This is a genomic window from Spirillospora sp. CA-128828, from assembly GCF_050945415.1.
Taxonomy (GTDB): Bacteria; Actinomycetota; Actinomycetes; order Streptosporangiales; family Streptosporangiaceae; genus Spirillospora.
The window spans coordinates 2,197,564-2,217,652 of record NZ_CP191986.1 but is presented as its reverse complement, the minus strand read 5'-3'; the positions used below and the strand labels follow the sequence as shown (position 1 = coordinate 2,217,652).

The window sequence follows — 20,089 nt, the reverse complement described above, 5'->3', positions numbered from 1 at the left end:
CTTGCTCCCTTCTGAGATCCTTACCGGGGTGACATGTAAACGCTTTTCTCTTGCGTGTAAAAGAGCATCATCGAAGGTCCGGCCTGCTCCTTGAAGGTCTGCGTGCTGGACTCCTTGAGCCCACCGAAAGGAACGGTCATCGCCATTCCGGAGGTCGGCTGGTTCACCTTCACGAGCCCGCTCTCGGACCGCCGCGCGAATTCCAGTGCCCGGTCGAGGTCCCGGGTGACGATCCCGGCGGACAGCCCGTAGCCGGTGCCGTTGGCCAGCTCGACGGCCTCGTCCGGGCCGGACGCCCGCAGGAACGCGAGCACCGGCCCGAAGATCTCCTCCCGCGCGATCCGCATGTCCGGCGTCACCCCGCCGAAGACCGCCGGCCGGACGAAGTACCCGTCGCCGGCCGCCCGGCGCCCGCCGGTGACCAGCTCGGCGCCCTCCTCCTCGCCGATCCGCACATAGTCGAGGACCTTCTCCAGCTGGAAGTCCGCGGCGAGCGGCCCCATGTCCACGCCGTCGCGCAGGCCGTCCCCGACGACCCGCGCCTCGGCGGCTCGGGCCACCCGTTCGAGCAGCTCGTCGTGGACGGCCTCGTGCGCGATCACCCGGCTCGTCCCCGTGCACGCCTGGCCGGACAGCCCGAACGCGCCCTTGACGATGATCTGCGTGGCGCGGTCCAGATCGGCGTCGTCCAGGACCACGACGGGGTTCTTGCCGCCCATCTCCAGCTGGGCGCGCCGCGACGGGCCGACCGCCGCGTGGACGGCCCGTCCCGCCCGGGTGGATCCGGTGAACGTCACGGCGCCGACCCGCCCGTCGGCCGCCAGCGCGGCCCCGGCCTCGGCGCCGCCGTGCACGAGCGCGACGACCCGCGCCGGCAGCCCGCCCGCCAGCAGCGCCTCCACGAGCCGCTGCGCGAGCAGCGGGGTCACCGGGCTCGGCTTGAACACCACCGCGTTCCCGGCCGCCAACGCCGGCCCGATCTTCCGGGACGGGATGTTCAGCGGAAAGTTCCAGGGTGTGACGGCCCCGACGACCCCGACGGGCTGCCGCCGCGTGTAGACGATCCCGCCGTCGTCCGCCGGATGGCTCTGCCCGGTGACGCGATGGGCCTCGCCCGCGTAGAACCGCAGGTTCCGCGGCGTGCGGGAGACTTCCATCGCCGCCTCGGCGCGGGTCTTCCCCTCTTCCCGCACCAGCTCGACGACGAGTTCGTCCGCGCGCTCCTCCAGCCACCGGGCCGCCGCCTCAAGGACGTCGGCGCGTTTCTCGGCTGACGTGGCCGCCCATTCCGCGGCCCCTTCGACGGCCCCCGCCACGGCCGCGTCCACATCGGCGGCCGACGACTCGGGGAACTCCCCCACGATGTCGTCCGGCCAGGCCGGGTTGTGCCGCCGGAACGTCACGCCGTCCGCCGCCGGGCGCCATTCGCCACCGACGAAGTTCAGTCCCTCATGCATGCTCACTCGTCCTCCGCACTCGGATGGGCCGCCGGTGATCCGCGCCCCGCGGCCGTCGTGGGCGCGGGGACCGCTCGTGCGACCGCGGTCAGTTCGACCTCGACCGGGGCGCCGCCGGGCAGGGCGCGGACGCCGATGGCGCCGCGTGCCGGGCGGGCGAGTCCCGGCGTCAGCTCGTCCAGGACGGCCGACGCGCCGTCCGCCACGGCGGAGAGGTCGGTGAACCCGTCCGCGCAGGCGATGTACACGGTCATCCGCATCCAGCGCCGGACCCGGCCGAGATCTCCGTCCGCGACGGCGGCCGCGGCGTTGCGGGCCGCCAGGGCGGCGGCCTCGCGGGCACCGGCCAGGGTCAGGTCGCGTCCGACGAGGCCCGTGACGGTCAGGCGGCCGTCCTGGCGCGGGGTCATGCCCGCGCTCGTGACGAGCACGTCGCCGGCGCGGAGCGGCTCGGCCACGGCGGGGACGTAGGCGCCCTGGGGGCGGGGCGTGGCGGGGAGTTCAGACACCGAGGGCCACCCCGTCCTGGCGCGGGTCGGAGGCGCCGAGGAGGGCGCCGTCCGCGACGGAGATGATCTGCGCGCTGCCGCCGGCGTCCCACGCGTCCTGCACGGTGACGTCGTGGCCGGACGAGCGGAGCGCGTCGATGCGGGCGGCGCCGAGACGCGACTCGACGCGGAGTTCGGGCGGGCGGCCGAGCACGTCGGCGTCGCTGCCCGGGTGCACGGTGAAGCGCGGCGCGGCGACGGCCGTCGCCGGGTCGTGACCGTGGTCGAGGAGGTGCGAGACGAGCTGGGTGTTCCACTGGACCTGGCCGTCCCCGCCGGGGGTGTTGCCGACGTGCAGGAGGCGGCCGGCAATGCCGGTGACTAGCCAGGCGTTCAGGGTGTGCAGCGGGCGGCGGCGCGGCCGGACCTCGTTGGGGTGCCCGTCGATCAGGTAGGCGCCGCGGCCGAGCCGGTTGTTGAGGACGATGCCCGTGCCGGGGACGGTCATCCGGGCGCCGAAGGTGAAGGCGAGCGAGTGGATGAGGCTGACCGCGCGTCCCTCCGCGTCCACGGCCACCATGGAGGTGGTGTCGCCGCCGGAGGGGACGGGCGGCGGGGCGGGGACGGGGAGGTCGCCGGCGTCGAGGCGGGCGCGGGCGGCCGCCAGCGCGGACGGCACGAGCAGCGAACGCCAGTGGCCGCTGTCGGCGCCGCATCCGGCGAACCGGTCGGCGAAGGCCGTCCGGGCGGCGGACGCCATCCGGTGGACGGCCTCCGCCGACAGCCACGGAAGGCCGTCGAGGACGCCGTCGCAGAGGCCGGCCTGCTGCGCGACCATCCAGCCGGGCGTGGGGGGCGGGGTCAGGTGGACGGTCGCCCCCCGGTAGGCGCAGGTCAGCGCCGGCTCGGCGGAGGAGTCGCCGCTCGCGATCCACTCGTAGCCGGAGAACGGCGCCCCGGCGTCCACGAGGGCGTCGACGGAACGTTCCGCGAGGTCACCCGAGTAGAGGTCGGCCGGGTCGGTGGCAAGGCGGCGGAGTGCGGCGCCCAGGGCGCGCTGGAAGATCGGCTCACCTACGCGGGGGACGCGGCCACCGGGCAGGAACACCTCGGCCGTGCCCGGGTCGCGGGCGAGCGCGTCGCGGCGCTCGACGATGTCCGCGCGGGTCTTGACGGTGCAGGGCAGGCCGTCCTCGGCGGCGGCGATCGCGGGCGCCCACAGTTCGGGCAGGCTCCGGGACGCGGAGTCGGCGTGCAGCGCGGCCAGGGCCGCCACCGCGCCCGGGGCGGCGACGGCGAGGGCGCCCTCCAGCGGGACGGCGGCCAGCCCGCGGTCGCGGTAGAAGGCGGGCTCGCCGCCGTCCGGGCCGAAGCCGCTGCCGCCGAACGCTGCGACGGAGCCGTCCGGGCGGCGCAGCAGCACGAACGCGTCACCGCCCACGCCGCACTGGCCGGGCAGCGCCAGCCATGACAGGGCGGCCATGGCCAGGGCGGCGTCCACGGCGTTCCCGCCGCCGGCCAGGACCCGGGCACCGAGCAGGCTCACCGCCGGATGGCTCGCGGCCACCATGCCGCCCGACGCGACCGTGGGCCCGCGGCCTGGGCGGCCGAATGCGTTCTCCGCTGACATGCCGCCAGTCTCGGCGGCCCCCGATCAGCGCCGATACGGGCCGATCGCCGAAGATCCGGCACATTCCTTGGGCAGCGTGCACAGGGACGCGGTGCCCCGCCGCTTCGCTCGCGGGACGCCCGACATGGTGCACAAAATGACCAGGCGCGTAGTGTGCACGTTCCTCATTGTTCACCTCGGACCGATCGAGCAGATTCTCTGCAACCGTTGCGCCCGACGACCTCGCGGAAGGCGCGTACAGGGAGGGAGCGTCCCTTGGGAGCCGCTCACTGGATCTATCTGTCCGGAATCATCGTCATCATCGCCGTCATGATCGCCCGCAAGAACGTCGTCATCCCCGCGATCGCGGCGACGTTCCTCACCGCCTGGGTGTTCACCGGCAGCTTCGTCACGGGACTGGAGTCGATCTTCAACGCCAGCCTCACCGCGGCGTCCGAGCTGTTCAGCATCTTCCTGATCATCGCGCTGGTCACCGCGCTGCTCGGGGCGCTGCGCGCGCTCGGCGCCGACCGCCGGATGGTGGAGCCGTTCCGCGTCGTCATGCGGTCCGGCCACTCGGCCTTCTGGGTGCTCGCCGCCGTCACCTACGTGATCAGCCTGTTCTTCTGGCCGACGCCGGCGGTGCCGCTGATGGGCGCCATCCTGCTGCCCGCCGCGATCGCCGCGGGACTGCCGCCGATCAGCTCGGGGGTCGCGATCGCGATCGCCGGGCAGGGCATGGCGCTGTCCAGCGACTACGTCATCCAGGTCGCGCCCGGCCTGTCCGCCAAGGCGGCCGGGGTGCCGACCGGCGCGGTCGCCGACCGCGCCATGGTGCTGTCCCTGATCACGGGCCTGGTCGCCCTCGGCCTCGGCTACCTGATGACCCGCGGCGAGTTCCGCAAGCCGGACCCGGCGCTCCTCGAACGCTGGGAGGCCGGCGAGTCGGAGGCCGCGGCGCCGCGGCGCTCGCTCATCCGGGTCCTACCGCGGCGCGTCCTGCGGCCGGAGACCGTCGCGACCGGTGGCGGGGACGGCGGAGTGGCCGTCCTCGACCACGGTCCCGGCGGGGACGGCGGGGACGGCGGCTCGTCCGACGCGATGGCGCAGCGGGCCCTGTCGTCGCTGAACGAGGACGAGCGGCCGGGCGCGGACTGCCCGAAGCGGTCGAAGGCGTTCGCCGCCATCGTCCCGCTGGCCCTCGTCGGGCTGGTCGGCTACATGCTGGTCGGCAAGTTCACCGGCCTCGTCCCCGAGGTCGTGGGCGGGGACGCGGCCGCGCTCGTCGGCGGCGTCGCCACGGTGCTGCTGCTGTCCGCCGCGATCGCGCGGGACGGCCGCCACAGCCTGGAGCGGTGCGCCGACCACATCGTGGACGGCCTGGTCTTCGCCATGAAGGCGATGGGCGTCGTGATCCCCATCGCCGGGTTCTTCTTCATCGGCAACGCCGACTTCGCCGGAAAGATCATGGGCATGGAGGAGGGGGCGAAGGCGCCCGGCTTCCTGTTCGACGTCGTCGTCCGGATGCAGGACGCCATCCCCGACAGCCAGTACGTGGTCGGCTTCGGCGTGCTGATCATCGGCATGATCACCGGGCTGGACGGCTCCGGGTTCTCCGGCCTGCCGCTCACCGGGTCGCTGGCCGGCACGCTCGGGCCGGCGTCCGGGGTGGACCCGGCGCTGCTCGCCGCGATCGGGCAGATGGGCTGCGTCTGGGCGGGCGGCGGCGTGCTGGTCGCCTGGTCCTCGCTGATCGCCGTGGCGGGGTTCGCCCGCGTGCCGGTGCTCGAACTCGTCCGCCGCTCGTTCCTGCCCGTGCTCGCCGGCCTGGTGGTGGCCACGGTCGCCGGGCTGATCATCTACTAGGGAGCACGGTGACCGCGTCGTCCGACCTCTCCGATCCGTCCCCCGCCGCCGCGCCCGCGGCGGCGGGGGACCCCTCCCGCTCCCCGCTCCGGCTCCGCGCCGTCCTGCTGGTGCTGCTCACGTTCGGCGCCGGGACGACCGATGTCGTCGGGTTCCTCGGCATGGAGAAGGTGTTCACCGCCAACATGACCGGCAACATCGTGCTGTTCGGGCTCGCCGCCGGCGAGGGGAACGGCGCAGACCTGGCCCGCTGCGGCGTCGCGACGCTCGCGTTCGCGCTCGGCCTGCTCGCCGGTTTCGGCATCGCCGGACGCTCCGGCCACGGCCGCGTCTGGCCGCCCCGCGTCACCGCCGTGCTCGGGTTCGTCCTGGCGCTGCAGACCGTCTTCCTCGCGGGCTGGGCCATGGCGGACGCCGAGCCGCGCGGCGGCGGGCTGCTCGCCCTCATCGCCCTGTCGTCCGTCGCGATGGGCGCGCAGACGGCGGCCGCCCGCAGCATGGCCGCCGACGGGATCACCACCACGTTCGTCACCGGGACGCTGACGTCGATGATGGGCGGGTTCGCGGCCGGGCAGGGCACGGCGGCCGGGCTCCGCACCGCCGTGATCCTCGCCCTCGGGGCCGGCGCGGCGGTCGCGGGCGCGCTGATGACGCATGCGCCCATCCTGGCCGCGGCCCTCAGCCCGCTCGTGCTGGCCGCCGTCATCGCCGGGGCGTTCCGCCTTCACCCGCGCTGATCCGGGCCCGTCCAGCGCGCTCGTGCCATGTCGACGCGGCGCCCGTCCGTGCTGAGCGGAGTGCCCTCGGCGCGGTAGTTCTCGTGGGCCTCGACCTCCAGGCCGCTCGGCGGATGGCCGTTCGCGCGGATCACCCGCCACCACGGGACGGCGCCCCCGTACAGCGACATCACGCGTCCGACCTGCCGGGGCCCGCCCGCTCCGATCAGCTCGGCGATGTCCCCATAGGACAGGACGCGGCCCGGCGGGATCCGCTCCACCGCGTCCAGCACCGCCTCGGCGTACTCGTCAGGTTCGGACCACATCCGCTCATTCCCCCGAACGCCCCGCCGGACGCGGGTGGCGCCGGCGGAAGGCGACGGCGATCGCGCCCGCCCCGGCCGTCCCGCCGAGGCCGAGCAGCAGGACCACCATGATCAGCGGGCGGACCCAGGCAGGATTCTCGATGACCTCCACCGGCCCGGGGTCCTCCTCGCCGAACCGCTGCCCGGCGGGCTTGGCCTTGGCCGGGCCCGGCTGCGCCGAGGCCAGCGAGTCCGCCGCCGACAGGGCGCGGGCGGCGTGCACCTCGCCGAACCCGACCTCCGGGTCGTAGCCGCCAGAGGGGCCGTGCCGGGTGCTCTGGATCAGCGCCTGCGCGACCAGCGCGGGCGCCATCTTCGGGTGCTTGGCCCGGACCAGCGCGGCGATCCCGGAGACGACCGCGCTGGAGTCGCTGGTGCCGTCGCTGACGAAATACTGCCCACCGGGCCCGGCGACGGGCAGGCCCGCGCCCGGCGCGGACAGCAGCACCGAGTAGTTGCGGTTGGAGAACGGCGCGCGGGCGTGCCCCGGCTCCGTCGCCGCGACCGCGATGACGCCCGGGTAGGAGGCCGGGTAGGAGTAGGGCGCGAACCCGTCCCCGTCCAGGGCGCCCGGGTCCTCGCCGTCGTTGCCGACCGCCGACACCACCACGACGCCCTTGCCGATGGCGTAGCCGATGGCCTCGCGCTCCTCCGGCACCTCCTCGTTCTTGCCCAGGGAGAGGTTGATGACGTCCGCGCCGTGGTCGGCGGCGTAGCGGATGCCGCGCGCCACCGCCGTGTCCGCCTTCTCGGACGTGCGGTAGCGGACGAAGCTCGCGTCCTCCTTCTCGCCGATCGACCGGATCGCGAGGATGCCCGCCTCGGGGGCCATCCCGATGACCCCGGATCCGCCGCCCGCGCCGTGGCCGCGCCCGGCGATCAGCGACGCCATGCCGGTGCCGTGCAGCCGCTTGGGCTGCGTCCCGGCGTCGATCTCGGCGAGCATGTTTGGGCCGGTGGTGACCTTGCCGCGCAGGTCCGGCTGCTGCGGGTCGACGCCCGAGTCGACGACCGCGACGGTCACGCCCGCACCCTTGGTGATCTTCCAGGCGGCGTCCATGCCGAGGAGGTTCAGGATCGGCTGCTGCCGGTCCCGGACCTCGTCCGCCCGCGCCTGGACGGGCATCAGCCAGGCGCCGGCCAGCGCCGCCACGCCCACGGCCGCAACGCCACGCCGTCTCATCCGCGCTCCCGTCAGCATCCCCACTCGGGTCAGCATCCCCACTCGGGTCAGCACCGCCACTCCGGTCAGCACCGCCACTCCGGTCAGCATCCCCACTCGGGTCAGCATCCCCACTCGGGTCAGCACCGCCGCTCGGGTCAGCATCGCCACTCCGGTCAGCATCGCCACTGCGGTCAACAACGTCGCTCGGGTCAGCACCGCCACTGCGGTCAGCACCGCCACTCGGGCCGGTCGCAGTCCGGCAGCGCCTTGGCCGACAGCGTCCGCGCGATCGCGTGGCCGACCTGCGGGGCCACCGCGAACGGCTCGCCCGGCCGCGCCTTCTTGATCGCGGACGCGGGACGGCCGTCCGCCTGGCCCGATGTCGTCAGCACCACGTACGGGCCGCCGCGGTCGATCGTCCGGTCCTGCCTGGCCGTGTCGGTGAAGCGGGCGGACGCCGTCCCCGGGAACGCGGCGGCGTGCAGCGCGGGACGCACCGAACCCGTCCCGTCCGGGCCCTGCGCGCCGGGCAGCTCCTTGAACGCCCGGTCCGCCTTCCAGGGGTCGGGGAACGCCACCACGCCGACGGTGACGACGACGCCCTGCAGCTGGTCGACGTAGGTGGCGCGCAGGACGGCGCGGCAGCCGTGCTTGCCGATCGTCGTCGCGATCTCCTCGTCGACGCCCTGGGCGCAGCTCGTGTCGGGGACGATTCCCGTCCTGGAGGCGTACTCGGTGTGGTCGCCCGTGGGCCGGTAGCTGATCTTCTCAGGGAAGATGCGCCGCGCGGGCCACGCCTGCCAGCGGCGGGCGACCTCCTTGTTGGCGGCGATCTGCAGCTCCGCGTTCGTGGGCTCGCGTCTGAGGGTGGTCCAGGCACCGGCGACGGACACTCCGGTGGAGACCAGGTAGCAGCACCCGACGACCAGCGCCACGATCATCCACTGGCGGCCGGTCAGCCCGAGCACCCTCGGCCGCCCGTACGGGCCCGCCGGCCCCGCGCCCATCGGACGGGGCGGCGGCGCGCCCATCGGACGGGGAGGCCCCGCGTGCGGGCCGCCGGGCATGCCGGGCGGACGGGCGGCACCGGGCATACCGGGAGGACCGGGCATGCCGGGGTGGTGCGGGGGCCGCGGCGGGGGCGGCTGCTGAGAGGGGGGCAGGAATGCCACAACAGTCAAGATTAACGGCGCTTCCCGAAATTCCGCCTGTCGTCCGGGTAAGGACCCCTCCCCGGGCGGCTCCCGGGCGGGTGGCCGCCGGGAATGCCGCAGCCCATGGCAAGGTTGTGCCGTGAGGACGACGAAGTCCCGCCTCCATAACGCCGAGCGTCAGCACAGGAGCATCCACCGTGTCGTTGCCACCTCTGGTCGAGCCCGCCTCGGAGCTCACCCGCGACGAGGTCAACCGCTACTCGCGGCACCTGATCATCCCCGACGTGGGCATGGCCGGGCAGAAGCGCCTCAAGAACGCCAAGGTCCTGGTCGTGGGCGCGGGCGGCCTCGGCTCCCCCGCCCTTCTCTACCTGGCCGCCGCCGGGGTGGGCACGCTCGGCGTCATCGACTTCGACGTCGTGGACGAGTCCAACCTGCAGCGCCAGATCATCCACCGGCAGTCGTCCCTCGGCAAGCCGAAGGTCGAGTCGGCCGCCGAGACCGTCCGCGAGATCAACCCGCTGATCGACGTGGTCGTGCACGACACCGCGCTCGACCGCGACAACATCATGGACATCTTCGGCGGCTACGACCTGATCGTGGACGGCACCGACAACTTCGCCACCCGCTACATGGTGAACGACGCGGCCGTCCTGCTCGGCAAGCCGTACGTGTGGGGCTCGATCTACCGGTTCGACGGCCAGGCGTCCGTCTTCTGGGCCGAGCACGGCCCCTGCTACCGCTGCCTCTACCCCGAGCCGCCGCCGCCCGGCATGGTGCCGTCCTGCGCGGAGGGCGGGGTGCTCGGCGTCCTGTGCGCGTCGATCGGCTCCATCCAGGTGAACGAGGCCATCAAGCTGCTGACCGGCATCGGCGAGCCGCTCGTCGGCCGCCTGATGATCTACGACGCCCTGGAGATGACCTACCGCTCGGTCAAGGTCCGCAAGGACCCCGAGTGCCCGCTGTGCGGCAAGAACCCGACGCAGACCGAGCTGCTGGAGGACTACGAGGCGTTCTGCGGCGCGGTGTCGGACGAGGCCGCCGAGGCCGCCAAGGAGTCCACGATCTCGGTGCGCGACCTCAAGGCCATGCAGGACCGGGACGAGGACATCTTCCTCGTGGACGTCCGCGAGCCCAACGAGTACGAGATCGTCTCGATCCCGGGCGCCACGCTCATCCCGAAGGGCGAGTTCCTGAACGGCTCCGCGCTGGAGCGCCTCCCGCAGGACAAGAAGATCGTCCTGCACTGCAAGTCGGGCGTCCGCTCCGCCGAGGCCCTCGCCGTCGTGAAGAACGCCGGCTTCGGCGACGCCGTCCACGTCGGCGGCGGCATCCTGGCCTGGGTCAACCAGATCGACCCCAGCCAGCCCAGCTACTGATCCGCTCCGCACCCGAAGGGCCCCGCGATCGCGGGGCCCTTCGGCGTTCCCGCCGGCCGGCGCCGCCGGCTCACTCCCCGGGCGGCGGGGTGTAGGTCAGGCCGAGCTCGGGGCCGACTTCGGAGAGCATCAGCTCGAACATGGGGGCGGCGTCGTCGAGCGCGAACTCCAGGTGCCCGAAGACGTCCAGGCTGACGCCGCCCTGGAGCCTGATCCAGCATTTGAGGAACTGGCGGATCACGCCGAGGGGCAGCTCGACGCCGAGGACGTCGTCGCGGTAGCGGCGAAGCTGCTCGCGCAGCGCGGGCTCGATCTCGTCGTCGGCCGGCACCGGGAACGGGGCCTTGCTCCACAGTTCGAGGAAGAGGGTCATGAACGTCCAGCCGAACTGGCGGGCGCACTCCTCGGCGAAGTCGACCTCCTCCTGGTGCCCGGCGCCGCGGACCGGCGAGCCGAAGAGCAGCGCGTACTCGCGGGGATGCGCCAGGGCCCAGCTGCGGAACTGGCGCGACACCGTCAGGAACTTGCCGCTCATGTCGCCGTCCGGCACCTCCTTCATGGCCGCGTGCAGCTGGCCGGTCAGCTCGGTGAAGACGTCGCCGACCAGATGCCGGAGCAGTTCGCCGTGGCTGCCGAAGTAGCGGTAGAGCGCCGGGGCGGTCATCCCCATGTCGCGGGCGATGGCCCGCAGGGTCACCGCCTCGGGGCCTTCGTCGACGAGGATCCGCCGGGCGGTCTCGGAGATCTCCTTGACCGTCGCCGCGCGCAGCCGATCACGTCGCGATTCCACTAGGCCGCCCTCTTTCCCTGGTCTCCGGCCGCGCCCGGCCGCCTTCGCATGATTCCCCAGAAACACCCTTGACGGAAGCTAACGCTGCATGCGAAGTTAACGGCGTTCGCGGTTTACGGTGTTCACGAAGCTTACTCCATGTAACAGGACGGGGGAACGCGCGATGTTCGATCGATGGGGAAGGTGGGTCCACCGGCGCAGACGGTGGGTTCTGGCGATCGCGGGCGCGGCGCTGGCCTTCGCCGCGGTGTGGGGGACGGGCGTGTTCGGCGCGCTGTCCTCGTCCGGCGGCTTCGACACGCCGGGCAGCGAGAGCGCGAAGGCGGTGCAGATCGCCGAGCGGGATCTCGGCCGGGACCAGGCGGACGTCGTGGTCCTCTACCAGGGCAGGACGACGGTGGACGACCCCTCCTATCGGGCGTCGGTCGAGCGGGCCCTGGCCGCGTTGCCGCAGGACAAGGTCGCCAAGGCGAGCACGTACTGGACGACCAAGGCACCGCAGTTCGTGAGCAACGACCGCACGGCGACCTACGCCGTCCTGCAGCTCGCCGGCTCCGACCAGGCCGCCAGGCACGACGGCTACGACGCGGTCAAGGACGACCTGGGCAAGGTCGGCGGCGGCCTCACCGCCAAGGTCGGCGGGGCGGTCGGCACCGAGGCGGCGATCAACGAGCGCGTCTCGTCCGACATCGGCAGAGCCGAGGGCATGGCGATGCCGATCCTCCTCGTTCTGCTGGTGGTCATCTTCGGCGGCCTGGTGTCGGCGAGCCTGCCGCTGCTGATCGGCGGCCTGGCGATCCTCGGCTCGTTCACCGCGCTGCACGCGCTGACGTACCTGACCGACGTGTCGATCTTCGCGGTGAACATCACGACGTTCCTCGGGCTCGGGCTCGCGATCGACTACGGGCTGTTCGTGGTGAGCCGGTACCGGGAGGAGATCGGCCGCGACGGCGCCACCGCCGAGGACGCGCTGGCCGCGACGATGGCCACGGCCGGCCGCACCGTCGCCGTCTCCGGCGTCACGGTCGCCGTCTCCCTGTCGGGCCTGCTGCTGTTCGACCAGAACTTCCTCGTCTCCATGGGTTACGGCGGCATCGCGACCGTCTTCGTCTGCATGGTCGGCGCGCTGACCGTGCTGCCCGCGCTGCTGGCCGTCCTCGGCCCGAAGGTGAACGCGCTGTCCGTCCGGCGGCGCAAGACGCCCGGGAGCCGGTTCGACGGCTGGTGGGGACGCGTCGCGCGCAGCGTGATGCGCCGGCCCGTCATCTACGCGGTCGCGACCGTGGCGCTGCTCCTCGCGCTCGGCGGGCCGTTTCTGCGCATCAACTGGGGCGGCGTGGACGCCAAGGTGCTGCCGGACGGCAGCGAGGCGCGGGTCGTGTCCGAGACGCTGGAGACCCGGTTCGCGCGCAACGCCACCAGCCCGATCGAGGCCGTGGTCACCGGAACGTCCGACCAGGCCGCCGTTCAGGCGTACGGGGCCCGCCTGGACGCCGTGCCGGGCATCACGGGCGCGACGGTGACCGGCTCCGAGGGGACCACGACGCGGATCGCGCTGCGCTACGACGCCGACCCCAACTCGGGCGCCGCGCGCGACCTCGTCCAGCAGGTGCGGGACGTCCCGCCGCCGCCCGGCGCGCACGCCTACGTGGGCGGCGTCACCGCCGACGTCGTCGACCAGCTCGACAGCCTCGGCGCGACCCTGCCGTGGCTGGCGGTGCTCGTCGGCGGTGCGACCTTCGTCCTGCTGTTCCTGGCGTTCGGGTCGGTGCTGCTGCCGCTCAAGGCGATCGTGATGAACATGCTGTCGCTGTCGGCCACGTTCGGCGCGGTCGTGCTGATCTTCCAGGACGGCCACTTGTCCGGGCCGCTGGGGTTCACCGCGACCGGCTCGATCTCCCCCGCGATGCCGATCCTGATGCTGGCCATGCTGTTCGGGATCTCGATGGACTACGAGGTGTTCCTGCTGTCGCGGGTCCGGGAGCAGTACGACCTGACCGGCTCCAACACGACGGCCGTCGCGTCCGGCGTGCAGCGCACCGGCGCCATCATCACGAGCGCCGCGCTGCTGTTCATCATCGTGATCGGCGCGTTCGCCACGTCCGGCATCACCTTCATCAAGATGACCGGCGTCGGGATGGCCATCGCGATCCTGGTGGACGCGACGATCGTGCGGGCGCTGCTCGTACCGGCGACGATGCGGCTGCTCGGCCGGGCGAACTGGTGGGCCCCCGGCCCGCTCGCCCGCCTCTACGGCCGGTTCGGGATCCGGGAGAGCGACTCCCCGGCCGAGCCGCCGTCGCGGCTTGAACCCGTGGGCTGACCGGGCATCCGGTGGCCGGCACGCCGAAGTGCCGGCCACCAATGCATCCAAACCGCTTGTGATCTCCCCCACCCGGCGGAAGACTGAACGTCGTTCCACCGGCCGCACCTCGCGTGACGCTCACCGCGACGGAGCCTCGCCCGGCGGACCCACACCACCATCACGGGATGTTCCTTGGGAGGCACCATGTCCGCGCAGGTGATCACCGAAGCCGAGACGGCGCTCGGGCACCTGGAACGCCTGACCGACGCGCTGCGCTCCGACGGCTGGACGGTCGAGGTCGCGGCGCCGGCCGACCGCCGGCCCTCCGCGCTCGTCGCCGACCCGCTGATGCGGGCGCTGAGCGAGAACGTCATCGCCGTCCGGGAACGGTCCGGCGACGACTGGGCCTACTTCTACGGCTGGGGCGAGCGGATCGCTCCGTGCACCGACCCGTCCGGCGCCGCCTCCGCCCTCGGCCGCGTCCTCGCCGCCCGCCGCGACAACTGACCCTGGCCTGGGGCGGGTCGCCACCCATCACGCGGACTTGCGGCTCCGGGACTTCGCTGCGGGTTCCTTCTTCGCGCCAGACCTCGACGACGTCTTGCGCGCCGCGGGCTTCTTCGCGGACGTCCCCTTGCCGGACGCGGCCTTGCCGTCCTTCTCTCCACGGCTCTTCTTGGCCGCCTCGACGCTGGCGCGCAGCGCGCTGAGCAGATCGGCGGCGGGCTCCTCCTCGGCCTCCTCGGCGGGCCGCGCGACCTCCTTGCCCTCGATCTTCGCGTCGATCACCGACTGGAGCGCCTCCCGGTAGGCGTCCTTGTGCTCCGCCGGGTCGAACTCCCCCTCCATCGACTCGATCAGCGACGTCGCCATCGACAGTTCCTGCTTGCGGACCTCGATGTCCTCGTCCAGGAACGGGAAGTCGGGGGCGCGGACCTCGTCCGGCCACAGCATGGTCTCCAGGACGAAGACGCCCTCGCGGACCCGCAGCGTCGCCAGCGACTCGCGCTGCCGCAGCGCGACCTTGACGATCGCGACCTGGCCGGAGCTCTCCAGCGCGTCCCGCAGCAGCACGTACGGCTTGGCGCCCTGCTGGTCCGGCTCCAGGTAGTACGACTTCGCGAAGTAGATCGGGTCGACCTCCTCCCGCTCCACGAACTGCAGGACGTCGATCCGGCGGCTGGACGACAGCGGCAGGTCGGCGAAGTCCTCGTCGGTGAGCACGACCATCTCGCCGCTCGGCAGCTCGTAGCCCTTGGCGATGTCGGAGTACGGCACCTCCTCGCCGTCGACCGTGCACACCCGCTTGTACTTGATGCGCCCCCCGTCCTCCCGGTGCACCTGGTGGAACGCGACGTCCCGCTGCTCGGTCGCCGAGTAGAGCTTCACCGGAATGGTCACCAGACCGAAGGAGATCGCGCCCTTCCAGATACTGCGCATGATCCGTCCTTACCCAGCACGTTCCCGCCCCTAGCGTCGCAACCGCGTTCGATTTGCGCCAGAACGGCCCCTTGATCCTTTTCCGTGAGCCGGGACCGGGTAAGACGCCCGTATGACCATGCCGTGGCCCGTTGAGCCGATGATGGCCTCCACCGGGAACCTCCCCTCCGACGGCGGGAAATGGGGTCTGGAGCTGAAGTGGGACGGCGTCCGCGTCTTGTCGCACGTCTCCGCCGACGGCGTCCGGGCCGTCGGGCGGCGCGGGAGCGAGGTGGCGAGCCGCTACCCGGAATTGTCCGCCCTCGCCGACCTGCTGCCCGACCACGACGTCGTCATGGACGGCGAGGTCGTCGCCTTCGAGGAGGGCCGGCCCAGCTTCGAGCGCCTCCAGCGCCGGATGCACGTGAGCCGTCCCGACCCCCGGCTGATCCGCGAGGTGCCCGTCCGGTACGTGGTCTTCGACGTCCTCTTCCTGGACGGCCGCCTCCTGTACGACCTCCCGTACGCCGACCGCCGCTCGGTGCTGGCCGAGCTGGACCTGGCCGGCACCGGACCGGTGGAGGTGCCCCCGTACCTCCACGCCGGCGACCAGTCGCAGGTGGACGAACTGCTCGCCTTCACCCGCGAACAGCAACTGGAAGGGCTGCTCGCCAAGCGTCTCGACTCCCCGTACCGCCCCGGCCGCCGCGTCGACTTCTGGCGCAAGGTGAAGAACTTCATGACGCGCGAGGTCATCGTCTGCGGATGGAAACCCGGCAAGGGGCGACGCGAAGGCGGAGTTGGATCGCTCTTACTAGGCGAATACGACGTGAAGGGCCTGCTGGGTTTCGTCGGCCACGTCGGTACGGGCTTCACAGACCGCGCACTGGACGAGCTGTACGAGATTCTGTGGCCACTGCGCCGTCCGACCAGCCCGTACGACGAGGTGGTACCGCGCGAGTTCTCCAGGGACGCGCAATGGGTTGAGCCGCAACTCGTCGGGGAGGTCGCCTACAGCGCCCGCACCAGGGACGGCCGTCTGCGTTTCCCTTCCTGGCGGGGCCTCCGTGACGACAAGGACCCCCTGGAGGTCACGAGTGAGCAGTGACACCCCGCCGGAGGTGGCGGCACGTGAGCGGTAAGAGGACCACCGTCGAGGTCGACGGGCAGCAGCTCTCCCTGTCCAACCTCGACAAGAACCTCTACCCGGAGTTCACCAAGGGCGAGGTCATCGACTACTACGCCCGCATAGCCCCGGTGATGCTGCCGCACCTGAAGGACCGCGCCGCGACCCGGATCCGCTGGCCGGACGGCGTCGACGGCGGCAAGTTCTTCGAGAAGAACGCGCCGTCCCACACCCCGGCCTGGATAAGGACGGCGACGATCCCCACGCCCGGCAGCTCGACGGGCCGCGACACGCTCGACTTCGTCGTCGTCGACGACCTGCCCACGCTCGTGTGGTGCGCGAACCTCGCCGCGCTGGAGCTGCACGTCCCGCAGTGGAAGGTCGGGCCGCGTGGCAAGGTGCACGGCCCCGACCTCGTCGTCTTCGACCTGGACCCCGGCCCGCCCGCCACGATCGTGGAGGCGTGCGAGGTCGCCGGCCTGCTCCGCGACCTGCTCGCCGAGGACGGCCTGGAGTCCTACCCGAAGACGAGCGGCAAGAAGGGCCTTCACCTGTACGTGCCGGTCAAGGAGCCCAAGGAGCCCGAGCGGACGTCCGAGTACGCCAAGTCCGCCGCGCAACGCCTCGCCGAGGAGCATCCGAAGCTCGTCGTCGCGAAGATGGAGAAGCGGTTGCGCAGGGGCAAGGTCTTCGTGGACTGGAGCCAGAACAACCCGGCGAAGACGACCGTCGCCCCGTACTCGCTGCGCGCCGCGAGCCGCCCGTCCGTCTCGACGCCCATCACCTGGGAGGAGCTGGAGGCGTGCCGGGACGCCGCCGACCTCGTGTTCGGCCCCGGCGACGTCCTCGCCCGCGTGGACGAGGACGGTGATCTTCTCAAGCCGCTACTCAAGGAGCATCAGCCGCTTCCCTGACAATTCGCGTGCCCTATGTGTTCGAACCTGCACGCTCCGGCACCGGATTCCGTCACCATGGTCAGGGGACACCACGCGTGGCGGAAGGAAGAACAGTTGGCGCAGAACCACCACTACGACGCCGTGGTGCTCGGCGGGGGAACGGCGGGAGAGCTGGTCGCGACCGGTCTCGCGCGCGCCGGCCGGGACGTCGCCCTCGTCGAGAACCGCCTGGTCGGCGGCGAGTCGACGTACTTCGCGTGCGTCCCGTCCAAGTCGCTGCTGCTGTCGGCGCGGCGCGGCGAGACCTGGGAGATGGCCGTCGCCCGCCGCGACGAGCTGGCCGGGGGGCGCAGCGACGCCCCGGCCGTCGCGCGGATGGCCGAGGCCGGCGTGACCGTGCTGCGCGGCCGCGGCCAGATCCTCGAACCCGGCCGGATCGAGGTGGACGGCACCGTGCACGGCTTCGGCGACCTCGTCGTCTGCACCGGCAGTGAGCCCGTGATCCCGGCCGTCGAGGGGCTCGCCGACGTCCCGCTGTGGACGAGCGGCGAGGCGCTGTCGGTCCCCGACCTGCCGCGCCGCCTGGTGATCCTCGGCGGCGGGCCGATCGGCTGCGAGCTGGCACAGGTGTACGCGGCGTTCGGGTCGCAGGTCGCGCTCGTCGAGGCGTCCGGGCGGCTGCTGACCGCGGAGGCGCCGTTCGCCGGGGAGGTGCTCGCCGACGCGCTGCGCCGGATGGGCGTCGATCTGCGGCTCGGCGTCGACGTCGGCAACGTGGAGCGCAAGGACGTCGGGCTGCGGCTCTGGCTGTCGGACGGCGGGACGCTCGACGCCGACCGCGTCCTCGCCGCCGCCGGGCGCCGTCCCCGCGTCGAGGGCCTCGGGCTGGAGAACCTCGGCGTCGAGATCACGCCCGGGCAAGGGCTGCCTGTGGACGAGACCTGCCAGGTGCAGTCCGCCACGGGGGGTGTGTGGGCGGCCGGTGACGTCACGGGTATCGCCCGTACCACGCATGCCGCCCGCTACCAGGCGCGAGTCGCGCTGTCGAACCTCCTCGGGCAGCGGCGCGAGGCCGACTACCGCGCGATCCCCCGCGTCGTCTACACGACCCCCACGGTCTACTCGGTCGGGATCTCCCCCAGGCAGGCGGGCGAACTCGGCATAGACCTCCTCACCGCCGGGTACGACCTCGCCGCGACGGCCCGGGCGGCGGTCGAGGCCGACGAGCGCGGCCGTGTGGAACTGTACGCCGACCGGTCCCGCGGACTGCTGGTCGGCGCCGCCGCGGCCGGACTCTACGCCGAGGAGTGGATGAGCGAGATCGCGCTGGCCATCCGCGCGGAGACGCCGCTGAGCCTGCTCGCCGACGTCGTCCACGCGTTCCCGACCTACGGCGAGTCCGTCGAGGAGCCGCTGCGGGACCTGGCCGGCCGGCTGTGAACGCTGAGGAGGACGCCTGATGAGCGAGATCGACGACCTGGAGCAGCCGCCGCCCGACGACGCCAACGAGGCCGACGCCGCCGAGCAGCGGACCGTGCTGGACGAGGCCGACGACCGCGTCGACCGGACCCCGATGCCGGACGACGCCAACGAGGCCGATGCCGCCGAGCAGCGGCGCGAGATACGGCTGGACGAGGACGACTACCGGTGACCCGTGCCGCCGGGACCACGGGCGCGGATACTGGAGGAAGAACCGGGGCCGGGTCGCTCCCGGTCCCGGCGGGAATACACTGACCTGCGCGAAGTAACGTCGGCGGGCGTCGCCCGTGACCAACGGAGTTACTCGCACGTAGGATAATGAGATTGTTTGCCGCGACGGACGCCCCCATCCGCCGCAACGATTCGGTGATCGGAGAGTGTGGTGACCGCGACCCCGGACGCCCGCCCCCGTGGCACGAGACTGCCGCGACTGGCGCGCCGCAGGCAACTGCTCGGCGCGGCCCAGGAGGTGTTCGTCGCGCAGGGGTACCACGCCGCGGCGATGGATGAGATCGCCGAGCGCGCAGGCGTCAGCAAGCCCGTGCTCTACCAGCACTTCCCGGGCAAGCTGGAGCTGTACCTGGCGCTCCTGGACGAGCACGCCGAGGCCCTCGTGAAGATCGTCCGCGAGGCGCTGGAGTCCACCACGGACAACAAGCTCCGCGTTCAGGCGTGCATGCAGGCCTTCTACGACTTCGTCGCCGGCGACGGCGAGGCGTACCGTCTCGTCTTCGAGTCCGACCTCCGCAACGTGGCGCCCGTCCGGGCCCGCGTCGACCGCGCCAACCAGCAGTGCGCCGAGATGATCGCCCAGGTCATCGCCGAGGACACCAACGCCCCCGCCGAGGAGGCGCACCTCCTCGGCATGGGATTGGTCGGCATGGCCGAGGTCAGTGCCCGCTTCTGGCTGTCCCAGCACCGTGCGATCCCGAAGGACACCGCCGAGAAGATCATCGCCCGCCTCGCCTGGCGCGGCATCTCCGGCTTCCCGCGTACCAACGACCAGGGCTGACCCGCCCGAATCGGCGGCCTTTGCCGGGGGCTGCGGGGGGGGCGCCCCCACAATGGATCGTCGCCCCTGCGTTCACCCTCGGCACAACCGTGTGACGGCGCCCTCGGCGATCTGCGTGCGAACATCGGAGACGGGCCCGCCGGCGGTCGGCGGGACGCCCGGACGACGGGAGCATCGCGTGCAGGTTCGCATCGGGGTCCAGAACGTGGCCAAGGAACTCGTGGTCGACACCGACCAGTCGGCCGACGAGGTGCAGGACGCACTCGCCGCGGCGCTCGCCGACCCGCAGGGCGTGCTGGCGCTCAAGGACCGCCGCGCCGGGCGGGTCGTCATCCCGGCCGGCCGGGTCGGCTACCTGGAGATCTCCGAGGACGAGCAGCGCAGCGTGGGCTTCGGCACCCAGTACACCTGAGCCGGCCGGACTTTACGTCGTTTCCACCGGCCTTGACCTGGGCTTTGTTTCAATCCGGCAGGACGGGCATATCGGTCTCCGACCACGGGCCACCCGGCCCACGGATATGGAATGGATGATCGACATGCTCACGACGATCCTCTGGTTCATCGTCGTCGGGGCCGTCATCGGAGCCCTCGCGCGGCTGCTCGTACCCGGCCGCAACCCGATCGGCATACTGCTGACGATCCTCATCGGGATCGCCGGCTCTATCGTCGGCGGCGTCATCGCCGACGCCCTCGGCGCGGGCGCGCTGATCGCGTTCGTGTTCGCGGTGGTGGTCGCCGCGCTCGGCGTGGCCGCCCTCACCTCACTGAACACCCGCGGCCACGGCGGCCGGCGGAGCGGCTGGCGGCCGCGCCGCCGCACCTTCTGACCCCGGGACGCCCCCGATGGAAGCCCCCGCCGCCCC

The 20,089-nt window shown here is 72.5% G+C and carries 20 protein-coding genes; 12 read left to right on the top strand and 8 right to left on the bottom strand.

Translation table 11 applies throughout. The features are described from left to right. Nucleotides 1-20: 20 nt before the first annotated feature. From ACQPXG_RS11155 to ACQPXG_RS11145, 3 genes are read right to left on the bottom strand one after another with little or no spacing between them, the layout of a single operon-like run. Nucleotides 21-1,457, bottom strand: a complete 1,437-nt coding sequence (locus tag ACQPXG_RS11155; protein WP_433467571.1) for an aldehyde dehydrogenase family protein — start codon at nt 1,455-1,457, stop codon at nt 21-23. Between the two features lie 2 nt (nt 1,458-1,459). Continuing rightward, the gene (locus ACQPXG_RS11150; RefSeq protein ID WP_433467570.1) at nt 1,460-1,966 is read right to left on the bottom strand and encodes a RidA family protein; all 507 of its coding nucleotides are present in this window, start codon (nt 1,964-1,966) and stop codon (nt 1,460-1,462) included. Continuing rightward, a complete protein-coding gene (locus ACQPXG_RS11145; RefSeq protein WP_433467569.1) occupies nt 1,959-3,575 on the bottom strand; it encodes a gamma-glutamyltransferase in 1,617 nt (538 codons plus the stop codon). Before ACQPXG_RS11145 ends, ACQPXG_RS11150 begins: the two co-directional genes overlap by 8 nt. 255 nt (nt 3,576-3,830) lie before the next feature. Here ACQPXG_RS11145 and ACQPXG_RS11140 point away from each other — a divergent pair, with 255 nt between their 5' ends. Together ACQPXG_RS11140 and ACQPXG_RS11135 are read left to right on the top strand one after the other, a co-directional pair. After that, nucleotides 3,831-5,420, top strand: a complete 1,590-nt coding sequence (locus ACQPXG_RS11140; protein WP_433467568.1) for a hypothetical protein — start codon at nt 3,831-3,833, stop codon at nt 5,418-5,420. Between the two features lie 8 nt (nt 5,421-5,428). Beyond that, a complete protein-coding gene (locus ACQPXG_RS11135; protein ID WP_433467567.1) occupies nt 5,429-6,157 on the top strand; it encodes a YoaK family protein in 729 nt (242 codons plus the stop codon). On the opposite strand, the gene ACQPXG_RS11130 is transcribed toward ACQPXG_RS11135, so the two are convergent. Genes ACQPXG_RS11130 through ACQPXG_RS11120 form a run of 3 tightly spaced genes read right to left on the bottom strand, consistent with a single transcriptional unit; the run spans nt 6,145 to nt 8,778 of the window. After that, nucleotides 6,145-6,462 (bottom strand): MGMT family protein, encoded by a 318-nt coding sequence (locus ACQPXG_RS11130; RefSeq protein ID WP_433467566.1) that lies wholly within the window; start codon nt 6,460-6,462, stop codon nt 6,145-6,147. The two genes, ACQPXG_RS11135 and ACQPXG_RS11130, sit on opposite strands and share 13 nt — an antisense overlap. 4 nt (nt 6,463-6,466) lie before the next feature. Beyond that, nucleotides 6,467-7,900, bottom strand: a complete 1,434-nt coding sequence (locus ACQPXG_RS11125; RefSeq protein WP_433467565.1) for a S8 family serine peptidase — start codon at nt 7,898-7,900, stop codon at nt 6,467-6,469. Beyond that, on the bottom strand, nt 7,894-8,778 hold the full coding sequence (locus tag ACQPXG_RS11120) for a hypothetical protein (protein WP_433467564.1): 885 nt from the start codon (nt 8,776-8,778) through the stop codon (nt 7,894-7,896). Before ACQPXG_RS11120 ends, ACQPXG_RS11125 begins: the two co-directional genes overlap by 7 nt. Nucleotides 8,779-9,017: 239 nt before the next feature. Here ACQPXG_RS11120 and moeZ point away from each other — a divergent pair, with 239 nt between their 5' ends. Continuing rightward, nucleotides 9,018-10,199 (top strand): adenylyltransferase/sulfurtransferase MoeZ, encoded by a 1,182-nt coding sequence (moeZ, locus tag ACQPXG_RS11115; protein WP_433467563.1) that lies wholly within the window; start codon nt 9,018-9,020, stop codon nt 10,197-10,199. Nucleotides 10,200-10,269: 70 nt separating this feature from the next. Here moeZ and ACQPXG_RS11110 read toward each other — a convergent pair whose 3' ends face one another. Continuing rightward, nucleotides 10,270-10,989 carry a TetR/AcrR family transcriptional regulator gene (locus tag ACQPXG_RS11110; protein ID WP_433467562.1) on the bottom strand — a complete coding sequence of 240 codons (720 nt, stop codon included), beginning with the start codon at nt 10,987-10,989 and terminating at the stop codon, nt 10,270-10,272. Nucleotides 10,990-11,152: 163 nt separating this feature from the next. On the opposite strand from ACQPXG_RS11110, the gene ACQPXG_RS11105 reads away from it, so the two are divergent. Next, nucleotides 11,153-13,312, top strand: a complete 2,160-nt coding sequence (locus ACQPXG_RS11105) for an MMPL family transporter (protein WP_433467561.1) — start codon at nt 11,153-11,155, stop codon at nt 13,310-13,312. A gap of 186 nt (nt 13,313-13,498) precedes the next feature. After that, nucleotides 13,499-13,801, top strand: coding sequence for a hypothetical protein (locus ACQPXG_RS11100; RefSeq protein ID WP_433467560.1), 303 nt, complete (start codon nt 13,499-13,501; stop codon nt 13,799-13,801). A 27-nt stretch (nt 13,802-13,828) separates the two neighbouring features. Here the strand turns inward: ACQPXG_RS11100 and ACQPXG_RS11095 are convergent, their stop codons facing one another. Beyond that, complete coding sequence (locus ACQPXG_RS11095; protein WP_433467559.1) at nt 13,829-14,734, bottom strand: Ku protein; 906 nt, start codon at nt 14,732-14,734, stop codon at nt 13,829-13,831. Nucleotides 14,735-14,846: 112 nt separating this feature from the next. Here ACQPXG_RS11095 and ligD (ACQPXG_RS11090) point away from each other — a divergent pair, with 112 nt between their 5' ends. The 7 genes from ligD (ACQPXG_RS11090) to ACQPXG_RS11060 all read left to right on the top strand — a co-directional run bounded on the left by ligD (ACQPXG_RS11090) (nt 14,847) and on the right by ACQPXG_RS11060 (nt 20,053). Continuing rightward, entirely contained in the window at nt 14,847-15,821 is a 975-nt protein-coding gene (gene ligD, locus ACQPXG_RS11090) for a non-homologous end-joining DNA ligase (protein ID WP_433467558.1), read from the top strand. 23 nt (nt 15,822-15,844) lie between these two features. Next, nucleotides 15,845-16,753 carry a non-homologous end-joining DNA ligase gene (ligD, locus tag ACQPXG_RS11085; protein ID WP_433467557.1) on the top strand — a complete coding sequence of 303 codons (909 nt, stop codon included), beginning with the start codon at nt 15,845-15,847 and terminating at the stop codon, nt 16,751-16,753. A gap of 96 nt (nt 16,754-16,849) precedes the next feature. Continuing rightward, nucleotides 16,850-18,175, top strand: a complete 1,326-nt coding sequence (locus ACQPXG_RS11080) for a dihydrolipoyl dehydrogenase family protein (protein ID WP_433467556.1) — start codon at nt 16,850-16,852, stop codon at nt 18,173-18,175. A gap of 19 nt (nt 18,176-18,194) precedes the next feature. Next, nucleotides 18,195-18,386: a hypothetical protein gene (locus tag ACQPXG_RS11075; protein WP_433467555.1), complete on the top strand. Its 192-nt coding sequence runs from the start codon at nt 18,195-18,197 to the stop codon at nt 18,384-18,386. A 210-nt stretch (nt 18,387-18,596) separates the two neighbouring features. Next, on the top strand, nt 18,597-19,226 hold the full coding sequence (locus ACQPXG_RS11070; protein ID WP_433467554.1) for a TetR/AcrR family transcriptional regulator: 630 nt from the start codon (nt 18,597-18,599) through the stop codon (nt 19,224-19,226). A gap of 178 nt (nt 19,227-19,404) precedes the next feature. After that, nucleotides 19,405-19,638: a DUF3107 domain-containing protein gene (locus tag ACQPXG_RS11065; RefSeq protein WP_433467553.1), complete on the top strand. Its 234-nt coding sequence runs from the start codon at nt 19,405-19,407 to the stop codon at nt 19,636-19,638. Nucleotides 19,639-19,762: 124 nt separating this feature from the next. Further along, nucleotides 19,763-20,053: a GlsB/YeaQ/YmgE family stress response membrane protein gene (locus ACQPXG_RS11060; RefSeq protein ID WP_433467552.1), complete on the top strand. Its 291-nt coding sequence runs from the start codon at nt 19,763-19,765 to the stop codon at nt 20,051-20,053. The last annotated feature ends 36 nt before the right edge of the window (nt 20,054-20,089 follow it).